A 20,438-nucleotide genomic window follows, 5' to 3' on the forward strand; every position below is an offset into this window, starting at 1 on the left:
ATCGCTGCCGTCAGCGACGTCTTGCCATGGTCGACGTGACCGATCGTTCCGATGTTCACGTGCGGCTTGTTGCGTTCAAACTTGCTCTTTGCCATGGGTATGTTTTCCTGTGATCAATGAGATACGGCCCGGCAGGCCAGTATGCCGCCGGCCGGTTTGGGGAGGCGTTTAAGGGTTTCGAAAGAATTGCGCAAGGCCTATTTGCGCCTATGGAAATGGCCGGAAGATCCCCCATCGGGAACCGCCAACCGTCAGTCCCGCATGTGGGATGTGCACCGGTCGAATACAATGGAGGGGAGCCGCGCGGGAGGGCGCGATATAGCGCGCACGCGCAAGGAAAAATAATGGACTTATTGGAGCGGGTAGCGGGAATCGAACCCGCGTATTCAGCTTGGAAGGCTGCTGCTCTACCATTGAGCTATACCCGCGGGGGTCTTGATCCGTGCGACAGAATGGTGGAGGGAGTTGGATTTGAACCAACGTAGGCTGAGCCAACGGATTTACAGTCCGTCCCCTTTAACCACTCGGGCATCCCTCCAGTATTCTGTCGGGATCAAGCGACCAGTGCGATCTTCGGAAGCGGCTGTTTGTGCCGCCCCTTGATCTGCGCCGGGTATATGACCGCCTCGTTTCCTCCTGTCAACACGACGTCACCAGTTTTTTCAAAAGTTGGAAATCTTCCACAGCCGATACCCGAAGCGTGCTGCCGATAGGTCGGGTGAGCTGCGGGAAAATGGTTTCCCTGCCAGCCCTTGCCCGATATACATTCGGCATGAGCAAAGATCCTTCCGGCGACAAGAGCGCCAAAGACACCCATTATGCAACGCTGCGCCGGGCGCATCGCGATCAGAAGCGCGAGCGCGGAGAAATTCCGACGCCGCCCGAAGATCGCCGGGGAAAAGGCGGCAAGGGAGAGTGGCAGGCGCCACCGCTTGCGCCGGATCAGGTCCAGCTTTATGGTATCCATACCGTCAGGGCAGCGCTGGCCAATCCCGAACGCAAGATCGTCAGCCTCTCGGCGACCCTGAACGCGCTCGTGCGCCTGGAGATCAAGAATACCGAGTCCCTGCCCTTCCCGGTGGAAATCGTCTCGCCGCAGGATCTCGACAAGATCCTCGGCCCCGACGCCATCCACCAGGGCGTCATGCTGGAAACGAAGCCCCTGCCCGTGCGCCGGCTTTCCGCACTGAAGGACAGCCCGCTGATCCTCGTCCTCGATCAGATCACCGATCCGCACAATGTCGGCGCCGTGCTGCGGTCGGCCGTGGCGTTCGATGCAGGTGCCGTCATCACCACCATGCGCCACAGCCCAACCGAATCGGGCGTCATGGCAAAATCCGCCTCCGGCGCCATGGAGCTGATCCCCTACATCCAGATCACCAATCTTGCGGAGGCGCTCGAAGAGCTGCACGGCCTTGGCTTCCACTCGATCGGTCTTGATTCGGAAGGTCCGGCACCGCTGGAAAGCACCTTCGTCGGCGACCGCGTCGCGCTCGTTCTCGGCGCCGAAGGAAAAGGGTTGCGCCAGAAGACGCGCGACACCGTCTCGGCCCTCGCCCGCCTCGACATGCCCGGCGCCATCAAATCCCTCAACGTCTCCAACGCCGCCGCCATCGCCCTCTACGCCGCGCGCGCCCACCTGAAACGGTAGGCAAGCACGGCACCGGCAAACATTTCCCACTTTACACGCCGGAGGAATCTGCTAATTCCTCCGCAGCTGCCCTTATAGCTCAGTTGGTAGAGCACCTGATTTGTAATCAGGGGGTCCCGGGTTCGAGTCCTGGTGGGGGCACCATCAATCTATTATTTTCTTTTAAGAAAAAGATGCCTGGCGCTCGTGCGCTAACCTGGGCCGTCTGCGCGCCCTTGCATTCCAATGGCCGTCATCGGAACGGAGATTCCGATTGAAACAGCTCCCATTGAACGGGGCTTATCCGCCACACGAAATAGCGCTTGGTCTATAGCGTATGTCGCAAAGTATTTTCGACCGGCAGACGGCTCACGATCCCGAAATATCCGGCCGCTGATCCCGTTCATGATAGCGCATCTTCCAGTGGATGATGTCGCTGTTTTGATGCAGGACGACGAGAAACCATGAGATGGAGACAGCACCGACGGTGACGGAAACCACTGTGGCGGCGATGTCATTGAACTCCTTTACCAGGCACTTGGCGTCGGCCTCGTAGTCCACTCCGCCATCCACCTCATATGCGAAGAACGTATCGTCCGGCGTTGCAACACCGAGCAAGGCGCGGCTGAGCTGATCCGCCACGACGAGCCGGGTCGATCTTGTCTCGGACTGGCCGTAAGCCTGAACCTGCTGGAAGCTCCAGCCATAGGTGTCGATCGCGCCGCTGGCCTTCGGGTCCTTTCGCGAATAAGTGCGAAGCGTGACGGATGCCGTTCCTTTCGCGATATCACCGACCATGGCAACGGCTTTCGGCCAATCCACTGTGCGCAGGAACATGCCTTCTCCATCTTTCAGCGTGTGCCGCAGGAAACTTCGCGGCATGGATGTTCAAGGTAACGCACTCCCTGCAAAATCATAGATGCTCTCACTCGACCCGCCGTCATACCCACGTGCCTGCGCCTACACACAAGCTTCGCTTCAGCATGGACAGGTAAGGCTCTGCCGACAATGGGAGAGACCTGTGGCTTCAGACGATATCTGGCGGATGGCGTGGACCATCGTTGCCGAGCACATGACGCGGGGCGAGACGGACCCGACGAAGATGGTCGCCGATGGCATTCAGCGGGAACGCGACAGCTGGCATCGCGCCAGACAAAATACGGTCTCAATTTGCGGCGAGGAAGCACGGCATGAAGAATGCCTCGTTGATCGCCACCGCCTTAGTGGCAACCGCAGCAATTAGTTATGTCGTCTTTCGGTTCGCGTTGGCGCTGGCATAGTCTCGCTTTGAGGGACAGCAGCGTAGCGCTTGCCCGACGTGTTGTGCCTCACGTTGGCAGGTCACATTGCCTGGAACGTTGTGGGGATGTTCTCGTTAGCGTCGGAACGCTTAAAGGAGACACCCATGTCCGACGCCAGAAGACCGACGCCGCCCCATCCCGAACAGCAGCAGGCCCCTCCCGGGCTGACGCGACTGATGGATCCTTTGCCGGATCACGGGGAGAAGACCTACAAAGGCAATAATCTCCTCGAAGGCAAAGTGGCCCTGATCACCGGTGGCGATTCGGGCATCGGGCGGGCCGTGGCCATCGCCTATGCTCGGGAAGGTGCCGATATCGTCATTTCGTATCTGAACGAGGATGAGGATGCGGAGGAAACAGCGAAGTGGGTTCGTGAAGCTGGCCGCAAATGCATCGTGATGCGCGGCGACATCCAGTCGGAAGATCACTGCATCTCGCTGGTCGAGAAAACCGTTGGCGACCTCGGCCGCATTGATATCCTCGTGAACAATGCCGCCTTTCAGCGGACCTATGCGGACATTTCCGACATCACCGCGGAGGAATGGGACACCACCTTCCGGACCAATATCTACGCGTCGTTCTTCCTTTCGAAGGCTGCCGCACCGCACATGAAGCCGGGCAGCGCGATCGTCAATACAACGTCGATCCAGTCGAGGCAGCCCTCGCCGCAGCTTCTGGCCTATGCGTCCACCAAGGGCGCGATCTCCAATTTCACGGCGGGCCTCGCCGAGATGCTGGCAGAGAAAGGCATTCGCGTGAACGCCGTTGCGCCCGGGCCGATCTGGACGCCCCTCATTCCCTCGACCATGCCGGCGGAGAAGGCGGCAGAGTTCGGCAAGCAGACGCTGCTCGGCCGCGCGGGACAGCCGGCAGAACTCGCGGGAGCCTATGTGTTGCTCGCATCGGATCTCGGCAGCTACATGACCGGTGCCGTGATCCCGGTCACCGGCGGCGAGATCATGATATAGGCAGCCCCGTCACGCCGGCTTTCCCTGACGATGCGACCGGGTTCGTCGCATTGTCTTCGGACCCTCGCGTCAACACCGTACGCTCAGAAAGCGTACGGTGTTTCTGTTTTTGCGCATAGGTGGAGACTGAAGCCGTCCGTGAGATCCTTCCGAATCCCTTCCCATATGACGTCCTTTCTTTTCGCTATCCCTTTCATACTGTGGGATTTTATGCATGATGGCCCTCGGCCGGCGTCGGCCCCGGTCGCCCTTGGCGGCTTGTCCAGGCAATGGCAAGGCACATCATGCTCCGCACCTTCGAGACGATCGCCTTTGCTCCATCCCAGACGGAAGAAGCGCAGAAAGCGGCTGCGGAACTAACGGCCATCTACGGCAATGCCGATCCGGAAGCGGCCGACGTCATCGTCGCCCTTGGTGGTGACGGGTTCATGCTGCAGACGCTTCACAAGACGATGAACTCCGGCAAGCTGGTCTACGGTATGAACCGCGGCTCGGTGGGTTTCCTGATGAATCGCTACAGTACCGAGAACCTGCGCGAACGGCTGGAAAATGCCGTGGAGAACGCCTTCCGGCCGCTGGAGATGCAGACGCGCGACAGCGAGGGGCAGACCTTCAGTGCGCTCGCGATCAACGAGGTCTACCTCTTCCGGCAGTCCTATCAGGCTGCCAAGCTGAAGATCACGGTCGATGGGCGCGTGCGGCTGGAAGAGCTGATCTGCGATGGCATTCTCCTCTCCACTCCCGCCGGATCGACCGCCTACAATCTCTCCGCCCACGGCCCCATCCTGCCGCTCGAAGCGCCGCTTCTCGCGCTGACACCGGTCAGTCCCTTCCGGCCGCGCCGCTGGCGTGGCGCCCTGTTGCCCAACAAGGTCACGGTGGAAATCGAGATTCTCGAGACGGACAAGCGGCCGGTCAATGCGGTGGCCGACCATGTCGAAGTGAAATCCGTCGTTTCCGTGCGCATTGCCGAATCCGAGGAGATGACGGCGCGGATTCTGTCTGACCCGGATTATTCGTGGTCCGATCGTATCCTCGCGGAGCAATTTTCCAACTGATTCGATTCGAGATGAATTTTATGGCAGGCTTACGCAACCGAGTGGAATCGCCTGCGGGACGAGGTCGTCTGATGATGCGTATAGTTTGGATTGCCATGCTCGCCGGGACGGCGGCTTTCTGTCCGGTGGCCGTTCGGGCGGACGACGTGCTGCCGGCGAACGTCACCTTCGTGACGAGCTCCGGGTTCTGGGAGGACAGCGGTGATCCGTCTGCTGTTCTCGATCCGCAGGGCAAGGCACGGTCTGCACCTGCAAGCACGGCGCAGAAGGGCTATTACAAGCTGATCGCCCTCCGCCAGCCTGACGGTACAGCCCATATCGTGCTGCAACAGATCGCACTCGACCCGGCCGGACCGAAGATCGTGTCGTCGGCCGAACTGGACGAGTTTTCGAAAATGAAGGCGTTCGTGACCGACATCCGGCCGGAGACATCCGACGGCGTGACACAGCAGCCGGGACTGTTTGCGACCGTATATCTGCGCACGAACCCCGCGGCGAGCGATATCGAGACCTGGACAGTGCTGATCGATGAACTCGGTGACATCCGCATCGAGCGCGAATCGAACTAGTCCACAGCAAAGCAGACAGCGTGTCGCAGTCCGCCAAGAAAAGAGCGGCCGCGCTTTCACGCGGCCACCGGTATCAGTTCAGATCGTCGACTGCCGCGTCGGCACCACCGTTCACACGGTGTGCGAGCGCCGCTTCCATGAAGTCGTTCAGCTCGCCATCGAGCACGTCCGAGGGAGCCGTGCTTTCGACGCCGGTCCGAAGGTCCTTTACCAGCTGATAGGGCTGAAGGACGTAGGAACGGATCTGGTGGCCCCAGCCGATCTCCGTCTTGGAGGCCGCTTCCGCATTGGCAGCTTCCTCGCGCTTCTTCAGTTCCGACTCGTACAGACGGGCGCGCAGCATGTCCCAGGCCTTGGCCTTGTTCTTGTGCTGCGAGCGCTCCTGCTGGCACTGGACCACGATGCCCGAGGGCATGTGGGTGATGCGGACGGCCGAGTCGGTCGTGTTGACGTGCTGTCCACCGGCGCCCGACGACCGGTAGGTGTCGATGCGGCAGTCGCTCTCATTGATATCGATCTGGATCGAATCATCCACCACCGGGTACACCCAGACGGAGGAGAACGAGGTGTGACGGCGGGCATTGCTGTCATAGGGCGAGATACGCACGAGGCGGTGAACGCCCGACTCGGTCTTCATCCAGCCATAGGCGTTGTGACCCTTGACGAGAAGCGTGGCGGACTTGATGCCGGCTTCTTCTCCGTCATGGATTTCCATGAGTTCGACCTTGTAGCCCTGACGCTCCGCCCAGCGCGTGTACATGCGCAGAAGCATGTTCGCCCAGTCCTGGCTCTCGGTGCCGCCAGCGCCGGAGTGGACTTCGAGATAGGTGTCGTTGCTGTCGGCCTCGCCGGACAGCATGGCCTCCACCTGACGGCGGGCCGCTTCGGTCCGCAGGCCCTTCAGCGTGTCCTCGGCATCGCGGATGATGTCGGCATCACCCTCTTCCTCGCCGAGTTCGATGAGTTCGATGCAGTCCTTCAGTTGCTGCTCGAAGGCGCGCACGCTGTTGATGCCTTCGTCCAGGCCCTGGCGCTCGCGCATCAGCTTCTGTGCTTCCGCGGCATCGTTCCACAGGGTCGGATCTTCCGCCTTGTTGTTCAGCCAGTCCAGTCGTCTTACCGCCTGATCCCAGTCAAAGATGCCTCCTCAGCAGGCTTACGGCCTGCTTGATCTCGTCGACGATATTCTCGATTTCGTTGCGCATTGTCTCTTTTTCTTGATCGTGCCGGATAACGTGCCCGTGAAATAGCGACGCCCGCCGCCGATGTAAAGGCAGCGGGCGCATCGCGATCCGGTGTTGGCTAGAACAGGCCGTTGGAGCCCGAGGTGACCGCCTGGTTGGCCTGCGGCGAGGTGCGCAGGATCTCTTCCGGCGGCACGTAGGCATCGGCGCCGCCGATGACCGAGAAGGTGGCAGCAGGGCCGGTGCCCGGCTTGAACGCCTCGATGATCGTATCCGGATCGCCTTCGGCTGCCGCCATGCCGGTCTTCCGGTTGACGGGCACGAGGCTCATGCCTTCGGGCGGGATGAACTTGGTGGGGCGGGTTCCGGCCAGAGCCGCCTGCATGAACTCGTTGAAGACCGGGGCTGCAAGGCTGCCGCCGGTGCCGCCGCGCCCGAGCGGTGCCGGATTGTCGAAGCCGAGATAGAGGCCGGCCACGAGGTCAGGCGTATATCCGACGAACCAGGCATCCTTCTCGTCGTTGGTCGTGCCGGTCTTGCCGGCCACCGGACGATCGAGCGTGACCTTGCCGGCCGCGGTTCCCCGCTGAATGACGCCTTCCATCATGGATGTGATCTGATAGGCCGTCATCGGGTCGAGCACCTGCTCGCGATTGTCGGTCAATGTCGGTTCGTCCTGCTCCTGCCAATCGGGGGCGTTGCAGGTTTCGCATGTCCGCTCTTCGTGGCGGAAGATGGTCTTGCCGTAGCGGTCCTGAATGCGGTCGATGAGAGACGGCTTGATCTGCTTGCCGCCATTGGCGAGGACCGAATAGGCCGAGACCATACGCATGACGGTGGTTTCACCGGAGCCGAGCGACATGGCGAGGACGGGAAGCATCTTGTCGTAGATGCCGAAGCGCTCGGCATATTCGGCGACGATTGGCATGCCGAGATCGTTGGCAAGACGCACCGTCATCAGGTTGCGCGACTTTTCGATGCCGAGACGCAAGGTGGACGGGCCCGCCGAGCCGCCGCCATAGTTTTCGGGACGCCAGACCTGGCCGTTCTGGGCCAGTTCGAACGGCGCATCGAGAATGACGGATGCCGGCGTATAACCGGTGTCGAGCGCGGCCGCATAGACGAAGGGCTTGAAGGACGAACCCGGCTGGCGCATGGCCTGCGTCGCGCGGTTGAACTCGGATTGACCATAGGAGAAGCCGCCGACCATGGCGAGCACGCGGCCGGTCTGCGGGTCCATGGCGACGAGACCGCCCTGAACCTTCGGTGGCTGGCGCAGGCGATATTCGCCATCCGTCTCCAGCGCCTCGACATAGACGACGTCGCCCGGGCCGACCACGCCTTCCGGCGAGCGCGCCGTGCGGCGATTGCCCTCGGACGAGCGATACGCCCACTGCATGTTCTTTGCCGAGATATGGCCGGTGACGCGGTCGGGACCGACCTTGCCGGCGCCATCCTTGGACGGCTGAATGCCGATCTCGGCGCCCTTTTCATCCACCGCAAGAACAACGGCGAGCTTCCACTCGGGCACGTCGGAGAGCGCGTCGAGTTTGCCGAGGGCCACGCCCCAATCGCCGCCGATCTCGATGCTCTTCAGCGGACCATGGAAACCCCGGCGCTCGTCATAATTGACGAGGCCATCCTGCAGGGCCTTGCGGGCCTCCACCTGGATCTTCGGATCGAGCGAGGTGCGAACCGAGAGACCGCCTTCATACAGCGCATTGTCTCCATAGCGCTGGATGATCTGGCGGCGGACTTCCTCGGCGAAATAGTCGGACGCAAAGAGGTGCGAGCCACCACGGCGCACGGAGACGCCAAGCGGCTGGGTCTTTGCCTCATCGCCGTCCGCCCGCGTGACGTAACCGTTCTCGACCATCCGGTCGATGACCCAGTTGCGGCGCTCAAGCGCCGCGGCTTCATGACGGAAGGGATGGTAGTTAGAAGGGCCCTTCGGCAGGGCTGCGAGATAGGCCGTTTCGGCAATGGTCAGTTCGGTCACCGACTTGTCGAAATAGGTCAGAGCCGCGCCGGCGATGCCATAGGAGTTCAGGCCGAAAAAGATCTCGTTGAGGTACAGTTCGAGAATGCGGTCCTTCGAATAGGCCTGTTCGATGCGGAAAGAGAGGATCGCTTCCTTGATCTTGCGGTCGATGGTCTGGTCGGCGGAGAGAAGGAAGTTCTTGGCGACCTGCTGCGTGATGGTCGAGGCGCCCACAGGGCGACGGCCGGAGCCCATATTCTGGACGTTGACGAGGATCGCACGGCCGAGACCCATGAGGTCGACGCCGGGATGCTGGTAGAAGTTCTTGTCTTCCGCCGAGATGAAGGCCGCTTTCACGCGGTCGGGGATGGCCTGGATCGGCAGGTAAAGGCGGCGCTCGCGGGCGTACTCGGCCATGAGTTCGCCATTGCCGGCGTGGACGCGTGTGGTGACGGGGGGCGCATAGCTGGCCAGCACCTCGTAGTCCGGCAGGTCCTTGTTGAGGTTGCCGAGATAGAGTGCCGCTGCCGCCGCTGCGATGAGGACGAGAAAGGCGCCGGCGCCGAAGAAGTATCCAATCAGTCTGATCATCGGTTGGCTACCGGTCCCTTCGTCGTCGCTATCAAATGAAAGGCAGCGATCCCGCCGCATCTTTCCGCATGTCGTCACCCGCAGCGTCGCGCCCTATGGGCTGCGATGTCGTCGCCGCAGAACTCAAGCTCGCCCCGCATCCCTGCGGACAAAAGGCAGCTGAACACCCAATCCGGGTCGACATCGCGTCGATGCCGCCCGTTCCGGTCTATTGGCCTCCGCCAGCCGAGCAATTGATACCCGTCCGGCGATTCCCGGACCGTCGATTTCGGCTTGAGGGATAGCGACGGGAATGTGAGGAAAATAGGGCTCTTGATCCAGTTTAGCCCGTTCGGCGTGCGGATGCCACCGCGCCTGTGGCCCGGGCGACACGAAATAATGTAAGTCATCCTTAATTTTAAGGCTACTTCCGGTAGAGCATCCGCGTCCGGACGGCGGCGGCTGTCGTCAGCGATTAACCACCGTCGGCCATGGCACCGCCCCGGTAGCGCCGGACGGCGGCGGCGATGCGCTCGGAAACCTTCTTGCGCCAGACCGGATCGACCAGCAGCTTCTCGTCCTCCTTGTTGGACATGAAGCCGAGTTCGAGCAGGATGGAAGGCACGTCCGCTGCCCGCAGCACCTGAAAGCCGGCGAAGCGATGCGGATTGTTGATCAGGTTGATCTGCCCTTCGAAGGACGTGATGATGGAGCGGGCCAGATTGACCGAGAAGGCCTGCGTCTCACGCCGCGTCAGGTCGATCAGGATGTCGGCGACCTCGGCCGGCTCATCGGCCAGCGGTATCCCGGCGAGCTGATCCGACAGGTTTTCGCGTTCCGCAAGGCTTGCCGCCAGATGGTCGGAGGCCTTGTCCGAGATCGTGTAGACGGTGGCGCCCCGGATATCGTGCTGCTTCAGCGTGTCGGCATGCAGCGAGATGAACAGCTTCGCCTGCTTCTGCCGGGCAATGAGCACACGCTCGGAGAGTGATAGGAATTCGTCGTCGTCGCGCGTCAGCACGGCCTTGATGCCGGGCTCGCGGTTCAGCGTTTCCGCCAATTCCCTCGCGAAAGCCAGCGTGACGGCTTTCTCTTCCATCTTGGTATCGACGCCGATCGCGCCGGTATCGATGCCGCCATGGCCGGCATCGACCGCAATGACGAAGTCGCTGGAGGCGGGCGCCGGCTCATCGACCCGCGGCGCCTTGGTCAGCGCGACGCTGCCCGTCCAGGTCTGCTCGGTCAGAAGTTCAGCAAAGCGTTTCTTCTCGACGCGCTCGGCATCCAGCACGAGGCGGAAGCTCTTGCCGCCATCGTCGGTCTTCACGTCGGCCACGGTGATCTCGACAGGCTTCGTCGCCGTGAGGACGATGCGGGCGCTGCTGGCGCCCATGGCGCCGAAGCGGATGTCCTTGAAGAGCCCCCTCGCTTGCGCGTCTTCCGGCTTCACGCCGAAGGAGGTCTCGGGAAGATCGACGATGACGCGGGGCGGATTATCGACATAGTGAACGAAGATGTCGGGCTTCCGGTCGAAATCGACGACGACGCGCGTGCGGGCATCGTCGCCGGCGATGCGCATGCCGTAGGCCAGAAGCGGGCCCGGCCCGGTGACAGGTTCCGCCTGAAGAGCACCGGCCGTTCCCAGCGCGATGACGACGCTTGCAAGAAGTGCCGCGAGCGAGAACGACAAGCGCGAACGAGGTTCGTGACCCGATGAGGCTCGCCCTGCCCTCGGCTGTCCGCTCGTTTCCCGCCCCGTCTTCCGCTGCAAAACGCTCTCCTCGCGAACACCTCGTCCAAGCCTGCCGGGTCCAACCCTTTTGGCCGGCACACGCCGTCCGACGCGCAGCCTTGCCGCTCGTCCGATCCGCATCCTTGCCGCATCGAGGTTAATCAAGTCTTACCGAAGGGTTTCGGCCGGCTCGGCGTGCACCGACGAGCGCAATGCCACTGCGCCAAAACGAGACAAGCAATTCCATCAATATTAAGGCGCAAGGGCTTTTCTCTTGCCATTGTGACATGAAAACCATAAACGTAGCAGAGGTAAAAAGTGTTGACGGGATAGATTCCACGACCGGGCAGCCAAGGGGCAAAACCCTGGCGCCAGAGCATGATCGGGAAGCGGACTACGCGCTTCCGGCCGTCATGTCCTCGCAGCAAGCGTGTTTCATCCGCCGTCGCTTCACTTTTCATCGCATTCCGAATCGAGAACAATCCGGCGGTGGCCGGAAGATACGGTGTCTGACACCACGCCCTGCAAAGGGCACACTCATCGGGCCACAAGGCCTATGACTTTGGCATTCCTTGTTTGGTATCTCATGTTGACGCAGCAGGATCGGTCAGAAGCGGAAAGCACCGGAAACGGAACGCTTGCCTCTGCCGTCCGGCTGTTTGCCCATGACCGGTATCCTTCGGGAATTTATCTATCCGGCGAACGCCGTGACCTGCGTGGGGAACCGCCTCCGGGACGTCCTTTTCCTGCCCTGTCACGCTCACGCCGAGGAGCACAACCTACATGGCAGAGAAAATGCTTATCGACGCGTCTCACGCTGAGGAGACGCGCGTCGTTGTCGTACGTGGCAACCGCATAGAAGAATTCGACTTCGAGTCGGAACACAAGAAACAGATCCGCGGAAACATCTACCTGGCGAAGGTAACGCGCGTCGAACCTTCGCTTCAGGCCGCGTTCGTCGATTACGGCGGCAACCGCCACGGCTTCCTGGCCTTCGCCGAAATCCACCCGGACTACTACCAGATCCCGCTGGCCGACCGTCAGGCACTGCTGCGCGCCGAAGCTGAAGACGCCCGTCGCGACGACGACATCGAGCATGTCGAGACCGGCACGGACCTCGACTCCGATGACGATGCTTCGGAAGACGAGGCAGCAGACGACGCCGAAGAGGTTTCGCCCGCTGCTGCCGTCGAGGCATCGCCTGCCGAAGCCGAAGCGCAGGACGAAGTAGAAGCACCGGCTGAAACGGCCGCTTCCGACTTTGCCGTTTCCGATATTGCCGATGGCGCTGCTGCCGATGCCGTCGAAGGTGTCGTTGAGAGCGAAGCCCCGGCCGAAACGATCGCTGCCGAGCCGGCCGCCGTCGAAGAGGCGCCCAAGGCCAAGCCAAAGCGCGCTCGCCGCTCCAAGAAGGCCATCGCCGCTGAAGCCGCTGAGGCGGAAGCTGCTGCCGAAAGCGTTTCGACGGCCGACGGCCCAAATGCCGACAATGTGGATGCCGACGAGACCGACGAAGGCCGTGGCCCGAACGGCGAAATGGCCGCCATGGTCGATGCCGACACGATTTCCGAAGCGCCGAGCCGCCGTCGCGGCCACGACGACGATGATGACGATGGTCATCACGAGGAAAAGGAAGTCATCGAATCGGTTGGCGCCGAAGATGCGATGGAAGAAGTGCCGGACCGGAAGGAACGCCGCCCGCGCAAGCAGTACCGCATCCAGGAAGTCATCAAGCGTCGCCAGATCCTGCTCGTTCAGGTCGCCAAGGAAGAACGCGGCAACAAGGGCGCAGCACTCACCACCTATCTGTCGCTTGCCGGCCGCTATTCGGTTCTGATGCCGAACACGGCGCGTGGCGGCGGGATTTCCCGCAAGATCACCAACCTGCCGGACCGCAAGCGCCTGAAGGAAATCGCCCGCGCGCTCGACGTTCCCCAGGGCATGGGCGTCATCCTGCGCACGGCCGGTGCCAACCGCACCAAGGTCGAGGTCAAGCGCGACTTCGAATATCTGATGCGCCTTTGGGAAAACGTTCGCACGCTGACGCTGGCGTCCACAGCGCCGTGCCTCGTCTATGAAGAGGGATCGCTGATCAAGCGGTCGATCCGCGACCTCTACAACAAGGATATCAGTGAGATCGTCGTTTCCGGCGAAGAAGGCTATCGCGAAGCGAAGGCCTTCATGAAGATGCTGATGCCGAGCCACGCCAAGGTGGTTCAGCCATATCGCGACGTGCATCCGATCTTCTCGCGCTCCGGCATCGAGGCGCAGCTCGACCGCATGCTGCAGCCGCAGGTGACGCTGAAGTCCGGTGGCTACATCATCATCAACCAGACCGAAGCGCTGGTCGCCATCGACGTCAACTCGGGCCGCTCGACCCGCGAACACTCGATCGAAGACACAGCGCTTCAGACGAACCTGGAAGCCGCCGAAGAGGTCGCCCGCCAGCTTCGCCTGCGCGACCTTGCCGGTCTCGTCGTCGTCGACTTCATCGACATGGAAGAGAAGCGCAACAACCGTTCGGTCGAAAAACGCCTCAAGGATCACCTGAAGAACGATCGCGCCCGCATTCAGGTCGGCCGCATCTCGCATTTCGGTCTTCTGGAAATGTCGCGCCAGCGTATCCGGGCCTCGGTTCTCGAATCGACCACGCAGGTCTGCGCACATTGTGCCGGTACAGGTGTCGTGCGGTCGCAGTCCTCCGTTGCCTTGCATGTCCTGCGCGGCGTCGAGGAATATCTTCTCAAGAACACGACGCATGACATCACCGTGCGTGCGACGCCGGAGATCGCGCTCTACCTGCTCAACTACAAGCGCTCCACGATCACCGATTTCGAGGCCCGCTTTGGCGTTGCCATCGTCGTTGAGGCGGATGCGCATGTCGGCGCGCTGCACTTTGCGATCGATCGCGGCGAAGCCGTCGAGAACCCGGTCAAGATCGAGCAGATCCTCCAGTTCGAAGCCCCCGTCGAAGACGAAGACGACGATATCGTCATCGAGGACGAGATCGAGGACGACGAGGAACTGCTGGTCGAAGCAAAGCCCGAAAAGGCCGAACGTGCGGACCGCACAGAGCGCGAGACTGGCGACGATCAGAACGGTCGCAAGCGCAAGCGCCGTCGTCGCCGTCGTGGTGGCCGTGATGGCGAAGCCGAGACGTCTGCCGACGCAGCGGGCTCAGACGTCGCTTCGGATGAAGACGCCGACGAGGGTGACGACGAGGACGAGGCAGATGATGCCGTCTCCGCGGATCAGACCGATGGTGTCAGCAGCGAAGACCGCCAGAAGCGCAAGCGCCGTCGTCGCGGCAAGCGTGGTGGTCGCCGCAACAAGGATGGCGAGATCGAAGCCGGTTCGGACGAAGCAGCAACGGCGGATGCCGGTGACGCTGGCGCCAGCACCGACGCCCTATCTCTTGCCGATGCCGTCGATGATGCGGGACACTCGGAAGAGGATGCCGTCGAGGATCAGGCGATTGCTGCGGAAGCAGACGGTCTGGCCGACGATGCGGTTGCCGAAACCGACGATCGCGGTGAAGCACCCGTTGCGCGCAAGCGGAGCCGCCGCCGTCGTTCGCCGCAGGATCTGGTAACGGATGTCGTTGCCCAGCCGGTGGCAGACACTGGCGAAGTTTCGACGGACGAAGCGGCTCAGGCTGCCGTCGAAGCCACACCGGACGCGGTTGTAAGCGAAACGGCACCCTCCTCCGAGGAGGCCCGCACCGAAGAGGCTTCGGCTTCTCTCGGCGAAAGCGACGAAGCCCATGTGGCGGTCGAGACGGCGGACGAAAGTCCTGCCGACGCACCATCCGAAGCCTCGGACGACAAGCCGGCACGCAACAACCGCAACATCGAGACAATCGCCAGCGAACCGCTGGTCCGCTCTTCGGCAGCATCCACCGATGAAGCGACCGAAGAGACGAAGCCCAAGAAGGGCGGCTGGTGGCAGAAGCGCGGTTTCCTATAGGCGCTGATGTTTGCTGAATGAACACAAAGGCCAGCCGGAGCGATCCGGCTGGCCTTTTTCGTTCTGCGCTCTATCGAGTAGGACGGTCTCGGGCGCTTGCCGCAAACCTCAGGCTCTGAATCAGGTGGCTCCCGATCTGATTCCGCCGGTCCGCCGAACCCTTTGACCTCGTTATGTTTTCAACCAACCCGCCATGCGCTCGATCGCGGTTTCGATATCCGCCGGCGCGCCCGCGTAGGAGAACCGCATGGCGCGATGGCCTTCGACCGGATCGAAGTCGCGGCCGGGTGTGGCCGCCACGTTGATTTCGGCGAGCATGCGATGGGCGAAGGCCATGCTGTCATTGGTGAAGCGGCTGGCATCGACATAGGCGTAGAATGCGCCGTCCATCGGTGAGGCGATGGTGAAGCCGAGCTCCGGCAGGCGCTTGAGAAGAAGCGCGCGGTTGACGGCGTAGCTTTCCTTGTAGACCTCAAGCTCGGCCGATGCGCCCAGCGCAGCCTCGGCGGCGATCTGCGACAGTTCGGGCGGCGAGATATAGAGGCTCTGCGCGATCCGCTCGAAGCCCCGCACCTTGTCCTCCGGCAGCACCATCCAGCCGATCCGCCATCCGGTCATGCAATAGTATTTGGAGAAGGAATTGATGACCACGGCGGCATCCGTCACGGCGAGTGCCGTCGTCTCCTCGCCGACGAAGGTCAGGCCGTGATAGATCTCATCGGAGATGAAGGTGATGTCCTTGGCCGCGCAGTAATCGGCGAGCGCCTGCAGTTGCGCCCGTCCCGTCACGGTTCCGGTCGGGTTCGCGGGGCTTGCCAGCAGCACGCCGCGGATCGGCCCGCCCTCGCGCAGCTCAGCGTCCGCCAATCCTTCCGGCGTCAGCGTAAAACCGTTCGAGGCATCGGCATCGACCTCAACAACCTTCAGCCCCAAAGCGGCGAGGATGTTGCGATAGGCGGGATAGCCCGGCCGCGCGATCGCGACCCGGTCGCCCGGATCGAACAGCGCGAGAAAGGCGAGGTTGAAACCCGCCGACGAGCCGGTCGTCACGGCGATGCGTCTGGGATCGACCGCGATGCCGTAATGCCGATGGTAATGATCCGATATCGCCGTGCGCAGCGAAAGCGTGCCGAGCGCATCGGTGTATCCGAGCCGCCCGTGTTCAAGCGCCGCGCGGGCCGCCTCAAGCGCTGCCTTCGGCGCGGGATGGCTCGGCTGTCCCACCGCCATGGAGATGACCGGGAAGCCGGCATCGCGCCGCCGTGTCGCCTCCGCCAGCACATCCATGGCATGGAAGGGTTCCACGGCGCTGCGGTGGGAAAGCGTGGTCATCGCGGCATCCTCGTTTCACTCGGCGGATCAGGATGTCGATGACATCCAGGTCCCGGCAGATCGCCATGGATTGCCCCAAGCGCGCCGGGTTCACAAGACCCGCTTGTGACAAGGCGCCTGCTCTCGACGTTTTGTTTTCACCGTGCGTTTGCATGTGCTATCGGACGGAGACCGTGCGCTGGCGTTCTTTCCGCGTCGGCAGCGCCATCTCAGCGAGGACCGCATGACCTTCCCCGTACGCCGACTGATCGCCGCATCGCTCCTGCTCGTTTCCACCACCTGCACCTTTATCACCCCGGCACTCGCGCTGGATGACAAACAGAAAGCCGAGTTCGGCGCCTTCATCCGCGAATATCTGATCGCCAACCCGGAGGTCATGCTTGAGGTGCAGGAGGCGCTGAAGGCAAAGCAGGCGCTAGCGCAGCAGCAGGTCGCCGAATCGGCCATCAGCGCCAACAAGGACACGATCTTCAACTCGAAATACGACGTGTCGCTCGGAAATCCCAAAGGCGACGTGACCGTCGTGGAGTTCTACGACTACAATTGCGGCTATTGCAAACGTGCGCTTCCCGACATGGAAGCCATTCTCGAAGCCGACAAGAACGTTCGCTTCGTGCTGAAGGAACTGCCGATTCTCGGACAGGAATCGCTCGACGCCCATCGCGTCAGTTCAGCCTTCCGGAAGCTCGCTCCCGAAAAATATGGCGATTTCCACCGGGCGCTTCTGGGTGGTGAGGACCGCGCGACGGAGGAAACGGCGATTGCCGTTGCGACACGTCTCGGCGTGAAGGAAGCGGATATCCGTGCCAAGATGGTCGATCCGAGCCATGACGACGAGGTTCGCGAATCCTACACGCTCGCCAATGCGCTTGGCGTTACCGGCACGCCGTCCTACATCATCGGCAACGAGGCTGTCTTCGGCGCCGTCGGTGCCGACGATCTGGCGGCAAAGATCGCCAACATGCGCACCTGCGGCAAGACAGCCTGCTGACCTCGAGGCGACATGCCTTGTGGACAAGGCCTTAGCGAGGCGCTCGCAGCCATGCGGCGGGTCCAAAAGGCTTTTTTTCAACGGACCAAACGTCTATAGCTGACGGCACGACGATAGGATGCTCACGAAATGCCAACGATTTTCGTCCTGAACGGCCCCAACCTCAACATGCTGGGCAAGCGCGAGCCCGGCATCTATGGCGGCCAGACCCTTGCCGACATCGAGGCGATGTGCGTTGCGGAGGGCGAGAAGCTCGGCCTGACGATCGACTTCCGCCAGACCAACCACGAAGGTGTGCTGGTCGATTGGTTTCACGAAGCCAGCGACACCGCTGTCGGCATCGCGGTCAACGCCGGTGCCTATACCCACACATCGGTCGCCCTGCACGACGCGACGCGCGCCATAGGCATCCCGGTGGTCGAGCTTCATCTGTCGAACGTTCACGCGCGCGAGGAATTTCGCCACAAATCCATGCTTGCCCCAGCGGCGAAAGGCGTGATCTGCGGCTTCGGCGCGCAGAGTTACATTCTGGCGCTCAATGCGCTAAACACTCTCCTTCAAACACCGAAATAAAAAAAACAAGAGGCTCTCATGGCTGACAAGAAGACCGGCATCGATCAGGCACTGATCCGCGATCTCGCCAATATCCTGAACGAGACCGACCTGACCGAGATCGAGATCGAGCAGGAAGACCTGCGTATCCGCGTCTCGCGCGCCGGCACGCCGCAATACGTCTCCGCACCGGTTCCGGTCGCAGCACCTGCAGTTGTCGCGGCGGCTGCCGCACCGGATGCCGCTGCCCGTATTTCGAAGAACGCACTGACGGCCCCCATGGTCGGCACGGCGTATCTCTCGCCCGCCCCGGGCTCGCGTCCCTTCATCGAAGTCGGCGCCACGGTGAAGGAGGGCCAGACCGTCCTTATCATCGAAGCCATGAAGACGATGAACCAGATCCCGGCGCCACGCTCCGGCAAGGTCGTCGAGATCCTCGTGGAAGACGGCGCACCGGTCGAGTACGGCGAAGCGCTCGTGGTCATCGAGTAAGCCCATGCCCATCATCTCCAAGGTTCTCATCGCCAATCGCGGCGAAATCGCGCTCCGTGTCCTTCGCGCCTGCAAGGAACTCGGCATCGCAACCGTTGCCGTGCACTCCACGGCCGACGCCGACGCCATGCATGTGCGCCTGGCGGATGAAAGCGTCTGTATCGGCCCGCCGCCCTCGCGCGACAGCTACCTGAACATCCACCAGATCGTCGCGGCCTGTGAGATCACCGGCGCGGACGCGGTGCATCCCGGCTACGGCTTCCTGTCGGAGAATGCGAAGTTCGCGGATATCCTCGACGCGCACGGCATCACCTTTATCGGGCCGACCGCCGACCATATCCGCATCATGGGCGACAAGATCACCGCCAAGGAAACGGCCAAGGCGCTGGGAATTCCCGTGGTGCCCGGTTCGGCCGGCGAAGTGCTACCTGAAAACGCCTTGCAGATCGCCCGCGAGATCGGCTTCCCCGTGCTGATCAAGGCCACGGCCGGCGGCGGTGGTCGCGGCATGAAGGTTGCGCGCAATGAGGAGGAGGTCGAGGAAGCCGTTTCCACAGCCCGCTCCGAAGCTGCCGCCGCTTTCGGCAACGATGCCGTCTACATGGAAAAGTACCTCGGCAAGCCACGCCATATCGAGATTCAGGTCGTCGGCGATGGCGAGGGCAATGCCATCCATCTCGGCGAGCGCGACTGCTCGCTGCAGCGGCGCCACCAGAAGGTCTGGGAAGAGGCCAACTCTCCGGCTCTCAACGTCGAGCAGCGGATGAAGATCGGCGAAATCTGCGCTGATGCCATGCGCAAGCTGAAATATCGCGGTGCCGGTACGGTCGAGTTTCTCTACGAGAACGGTGAGTTCTACTTCATCGAGATGAACACGCGCCTGCAGGTGGAGCATCCGATCACCGAGGCGATCACCGGTATCGATCTCGTGCACGAGCAGATCCGCGTCGCCTCCGGCGCCGGCCTCTCCGTCACGCAGGACGAGATCGTCTTTCAGGGCCATGCTATCGAGTGCCGGATCAATGCCGAGGACCCGCGCACCTTCGTTCCCTCGCCCGGCACGATCACGCATTTCCACGCTCCGGGCGGTCTCGGCGTTCGCGTCGATTCGGGCGCCTATCAGGGCTACAAGATCCCCCCCTATTACGACAGCCTGATCGGCAAGCTGATCGTGCATGGGCGTACCCGGGTCGAATGCATGATGCGTCTGCGCCGGGTTCTCGACGAGTTCGTCATCGACGGGATCAAGACGACGCTGCCGCTGTTCCAGGACCTGATCAACAATCAGGACATCGCGAATGGGGACTACGACATTCACTGGCTGGAAAACTATCTCGCCCAGCCGATGGAATAAAACATCTCCGGAGCGCTCCCTCACCCTTTTGGGTTGTGGCGCTCCGGCTTCCCAGACGCGCTGCCCGATCCCTTGGCCTTTGACAGGCACTGAGGCCTTGGGTGAGCAAACAGAGGCCCAGCATGAGAGGCAGCCGCCGCAAGCAACCGGACATCACTCCCGACCTGCTGCTGCGCGCCTATTCGATCGGCCTCTTCCCCATGGCCGATTCGGCCGATGACCCTGAGATCTTCTGGGTCGAGCCCGAGATGCGCGGCGTTATCCCGCTCGACGACTTTCATGTCCCCCGCAGCCTTGCCAAGACGATCCGGCACTCGCCCTTCACCATTCGGCGCAACACCGCGTTTGAAGCCGTCATGGATGGCTGTGCCGCGCCAGCGCCAGATCGGCCGACCACCTGGATCAACAGCACGATCCGAGGGCTCTACACGGCCCTACACATGATGGGCCATGCCCACTCGGTCGAGGCCTGGGACGGCGACGACCTCGTCGGTGGGCTCTACGGCGTCTCGCTGGGTAGCGCCTTCTTCGGCGAGAGCATGTTTTCCCGCCGCACCGATGCCTCCAAGATGTGCCTCGTCCACCTTGTCGAACATCTCCGCGACCGCGGCTTCATTCTGCTGGATACGCAGTTCACCACGGATCACCTGAAGACGTTCGGCGCGATCGACGTGCCAAAGGCGGAATATGCCGGCATGCTCGCCGAAGCCATTGCCCAGCCGCACGCGCGGTTCTGACGCACACCAGACGATTTCCAA

Annotated in this window: 17 protein-coding genes and 3 tRNA genes; 12 read left to right on the plus strand and 8 right to left on the minus strand. The window is 62.1% G+C overall.

Features of this window, described 5'->3' with window-relative positions:
• From C8J33_RS27895 to C8J33_RS05815, 3 genes are all read right to left on the minus strand, one after another.
• Nucleotides 1-95 (minus strand): GTP-binding protein (locus tag C8J33_RS27895; RefSeq protein ID WP_018010120.1); only part of this gene is annotated, 95 nt, incomplete at its 3' end.
• A gap of 259 nt (nucleotides 96-354) precedes the next feature.
• Nucleotides 355-428: transfer RNA gene (locus tag C8J33_RS05810), tRNA-Gly, on the minus strand.
• A gap of 25 nt (nucleotides 429-453) precedes the next feature.
• Nucleotides 454-538: transfer RNA gene (locus C8J33_RS05815), tRNA-Tyr, on the minus strand.
• Between the two features lie 234 nt (nucleotides 539-772).
• On the opposite strand from C8J33_RS05815, the gene C8J33_RS05820 reads away from it, so the two are divergent.
• The gene (locus C8J33_RS05820; RefSeq protein ID WP_132447117.1) at nucleotides 773-1,651 is read left to right on the plus strand and encodes a TrmH family RNA methyltransferase; all 879 of its coding nucleotides are present in this window, start codon (nucleotides 773-775) and stop codon (nucleotides 1,649-1,651) included.
• A gap of 68 nt (nucleotides 1,652-1,719) precedes the next feature.
• Nucleotides 1,720-1,795, plus strand: a tRNA-Thr gene (locus C8J33_RS05825).
• A 204-nt stretch (nucleotides 1,796-1,999) separates the two neighbouring features.
• Here C8J33_RS05825 and C8J33_RS05830 read toward each other — a convergent pair.
• Nucleotides 2,000-2,467: a hypothetical protein gene (locus C8J33_RS05830; protein ID WP_110807599.1), complete on the minus strand. Its 468-nt coding sequence runs from the start codon at nucleotides 2,465-2,467 to the stop codon at nucleotides 2,000-2,002.
• 184 nt (nucleotides 2,468-2,651) lie between these two features.
• On the opposite strand from C8J33_RS05830, the gene C8J33_RS05835 reads away from it, so the two are divergent.
• From C8J33_RS05835 to C8J33_RS05850, 4 genes are all read left to right on the plus strand, one after another.
• Entirely contained in the window at nucleotides 2,652-2,873 is a 222-nt protein-coding gene (locus C8J33_RS05835) for a hypothetical protein (protein ID WP_132447106.1), read from the plus strand.
• A gap of 162 nt (nucleotides 2,874-3,035) precedes the next feature.
• The gene (locus C8J33_RS05840; protein WP_165929737.1) at nucleotides 3,036-3,899 is read left to right on the plus strand and encodes an SDR family oxidoreductase; all 864 of its coding nucleotides are present in this window, start codon (nucleotides 3,036-3,038) and stop codon (nucleotides 3,897-3,899) included.
• 284 nt (nucleotides 3,900-4,183) lie between these two features.
• Complete coding sequence (locus C8J33_RS05845; protein WP_132663423.1) at nucleotides 4,184-4,957, plus strand: NAD kinase; 774 nt, start codon at nucleotides 4,184-4,186, stop codon at nucleotides 4,955-4,957.
• A 71-nt stretch (nucleotides 4,958-5,028) separates the two neighbouring features.
• Nucleotides 5,029-5,526, plus strand: coding sequence for a hypothetical protein (locus tag C8J33_RS05850; RefSeq protein WP_165929738.1), 498 nt, complete (start codon nucleotides 5,029-5,031; stop codon nucleotides 5,524-5,526).
• A gap of 73 nt (nucleotides 5,527-5,599) precedes the next feature.
• Here the strand turns inward: C8J33_RS05850 and prfB are convergent.
• The 3 genes from prfB to C8J33_RS05865 all read right to left on the minus strand — a co-directional run bounded on the left by prfB (nucleotide 5,600) and on the right by C8J33_RS05865 (nucleotide 10,912).
• Nucleotides 5,600-6,731, minus strand: a protein-coding gene (gene prfB / locus C8J33_RS05855) for a peptide chain release factor 2 (protein WP_165910660.1) whose coding sequence is annotated in 2 segments (ribosomal slippage) — nucleotides 5,600-6,661 and nucleotides 6,663-6,731 — 1,131 coding nt in all. Because the reading frame shifts where the segments join, the coding sequence is not laid out codon by codon here.
• Between the two features lie 97 nt (nucleotides 6,732-6,828).
• On the minus strand, nucleotides 6,829-9,282 hold the full coding sequence (locus C8J33_RS05860) for a penicillin-binding protein 1A (protein ID WP_110726293.1): 2,454 nt from the start codon (nucleotides 9,280-9,282) through the stop codon (nucleotides 6,829-6,831).
• Nucleotides 9,283-9,736: 454 nt separating this feature from the next.
• Nucleotides 9,737-10,912 (minus strand): N-acetylmuramoyl-L-alanine amidase, encoded by a 1,176-nt coding sequence (locus tag C8J33_RS05865; RefSeq protein WP_245507136.1) that lies wholly within the window; start codon nucleotides 10,910-10,912, stop codon nucleotides 9,737-9,739.
• An 864-nt stretch (nucleotides 10,913-11,776) separates the two neighbouring features.
• Here C8J33_RS05865 and C8J33_RS05870 point away from each other — a divergent pair.
• Nucleotides 11,777-14,959 (plus strand): Rne/Rng family ribonuclease, encoded by a 3,183-nt coding sequence (locus C8J33_RS05870; RefSeq protein WP_132663425.1) that lies wholly within the window; start codon nucleotides 11,777-11,779, stop codon nucleotides 14,957-14,959.
• 171 nt (nucleotides 14,960-15,130) lie between these two features.
• On the opposite strand, the gene C8J33_RS05875 is transcribed toward C8J33_RS05870, so the two are convergent.
• Nucleotides 15,131-16,291 (minus strand): pyridoxal phosphate-dependent aminotransferase, encoded by a 1,161-nt coding sequence (locus tag C8J33_RS05875; RefSeq protein WP_132663426.1) that lies wholly within the window; start codon nucleotides 16,289-16,291, stop codon nucleotides 15,131-15,133.
• A 223-nt stretch (nucleotides 16,292-16,514) separates the two neighbouring features.
• On the opposite strand from C8J33_RS05875, the gene C8J33_RS05880 reads away from it, so the two are divergent.
• The 5 genes from C8J33_RS05880 to aat all read left to right on the plus strand — a co-directional run bounded on the left by C8J33_RS05880 (nucleotide 16,515) and on the right by aat (nucleotide 20,417).
• Entirely contained in the window at nucleotides 16,515-17,282 is a 768-nt protein-coding gene (locus C8J33_RS05880; protein ID WP_132663427.1) for a DsbA family protein, read from the plus strand.
• Nucleotides 17,283-17,411: 129 nt separating this feature from the next.
• The gene (gene aroQ, locus C8J33_RS05885; protein WP_132663428.1) at nucleotides 17,412-17,855 is read left to right on the plus strand and encodes a type II 3-dehydroquinate dehydratase; all 444 of its coding nucleotides are present in this window, start codon (nucleotides 17,412-17,414) and stop codon (nucleotides 17,853-17,855) included.
• Between the two features lie 18 nt (nucleotides 17,856-17,873).
• The gene (gene accB, locus C8J33_RS05890; protein WP_132663429.1) at nucleotides 17,874-18,326 is read left to right on the plus strand and encodes an acetyl-CoA carboxylase biotin carboxyl carrier protein; all 453 of its coding nucleotides are present in this window, start codon (nucleotides 17,874-17,876) and stop codon (nucleotides 18,324-18,326) included.
• Nucleotides 18,327-18,336: 10 nt separating this feature from the next.
• Nucleotides 18,337-19,680 (plus strand): acetyl-CoA carboxylase biotin carboxylase subunit, encoded by a 1,344-nt coding sequence (accC, locus tag C8J33_RS05895; protein ID WP_165929792.1) that lies wholly within the window; start codon nucleotides 18,337-18,339, stop codon nucleotides 19,678-19,680.
• A 122-nt stretch (nucleotides 19,681-19,802) separates the two neighbouring features.
• A complete protein-coding gene (gene aat / locus C8J33_RS05900; protein WP_132663431.1) occupies nucleotides 19,803-20,417 on the plus strand; it encodes a leucyl/phenylalanyl-tRNA--protein transferase in 615 nt (204 codons plus the stop codon).
• The last annotated feature ends 21 nt before the right edge of the window (nucleotides 20,418-20,438 follow it).

Origin of the sequence: Rhizobium sp. PP-CC-3G-465 (assembly GCF_004343445.1) — a bacterium.
Lineage (GTDB): Bacteria > Pseudomonadota > Alphaproteobacteria > Rhizobiales > Rhizobiaceae > Ferranicluibacter > Ferranicluibacter rubi.

Excerpts from the sequence above, each read along its gene's own strand:
- C8J33_RS05840 (WP_165929737.1), top strand. The coding sequence starts at position 3,036 with ATGTCCGACGCCAGAAGACCGACGCCGCCCCATCCCGAACAGCAGCAG.
- accB (WP_132663429.1), top strand. The coding sequence starts at position 17,874 with ATGGCTGACAAGAAGACCGGCATCGATCAGGCACTGATCCGCGATCTC.
- C8J33_RS05850 (WP_165929738.1), top strand. The coding sequence starts at position 5,029 with ATGATGCGTATAGTTTGGATTGCCATGCTCGCCGGGACGGCGGCTTTC.
- C8J33_RS05870 (WP_132663425.1), top strand. The coding sequence starts at position 11,777 with ATGGCAGAGAAAATGCTTATCGACGCGTCTCACGCTGAGGAGACGCGC.
- C8J33_RS05845 (WP_132663423.1), top strand. The coding sequence starts at position 4,184 with ATGCTCCGCACCTTCGAGACGATCGCCTTTGCTCCATCCCAGACGGAA.
- aat (WP_132663431.1), top strand. The coding sequence starts at position 19,803 with ATGAGAGGCAGCCGCCGCAAGCAACCGGACATCACTCCCGACCTGCTG.
- C8J33_RS05820 (WP_132447117.1), top strand. The coding sequence starts at position 773 with ATGAGCAAAGATCCTTCCGGCGACAAGAGCGCCAAAGACACCCATTAT.
- C8J33_RS05875 (WP_132663426.1), bottom strand. The coding sequence starts at position 16,291 with ATGACCACGCTTTCCCACCGCAGCGCCGTGGAACCCTTCCATGCCATG.
- C8J33_RS05830 (WP_110807599.1), bottom strand. The coding sequence starts at position 2,467 with ATGTTCCTGCGCACAGTGGATTGGCCGAAAGCCGTTGCCATGGTCGGT.
- C8J33_RS05860 (WP_110726293.1), bottom strand. The coding sequence starts at position 9,282 with ATGATCAGACTGATTGGATACTTCTTCGGCGCCGGCGCCTTTCTCGTC.
- C8J33_RS05880 (WP_132663427.1), top strand. The coding sequence starts at position 16,515 with ATGACCTTCCCCGTACGCCGACTGATCGCCGCATCGCTCCTGCTCGTT.
- aroQ (WP_132663428.1), top strand. The coding sequence starts at position 17,412 with ATGCCAACGATTTTCGTCCTGAACGGCCCCAACCTCAACATGCTGGGC.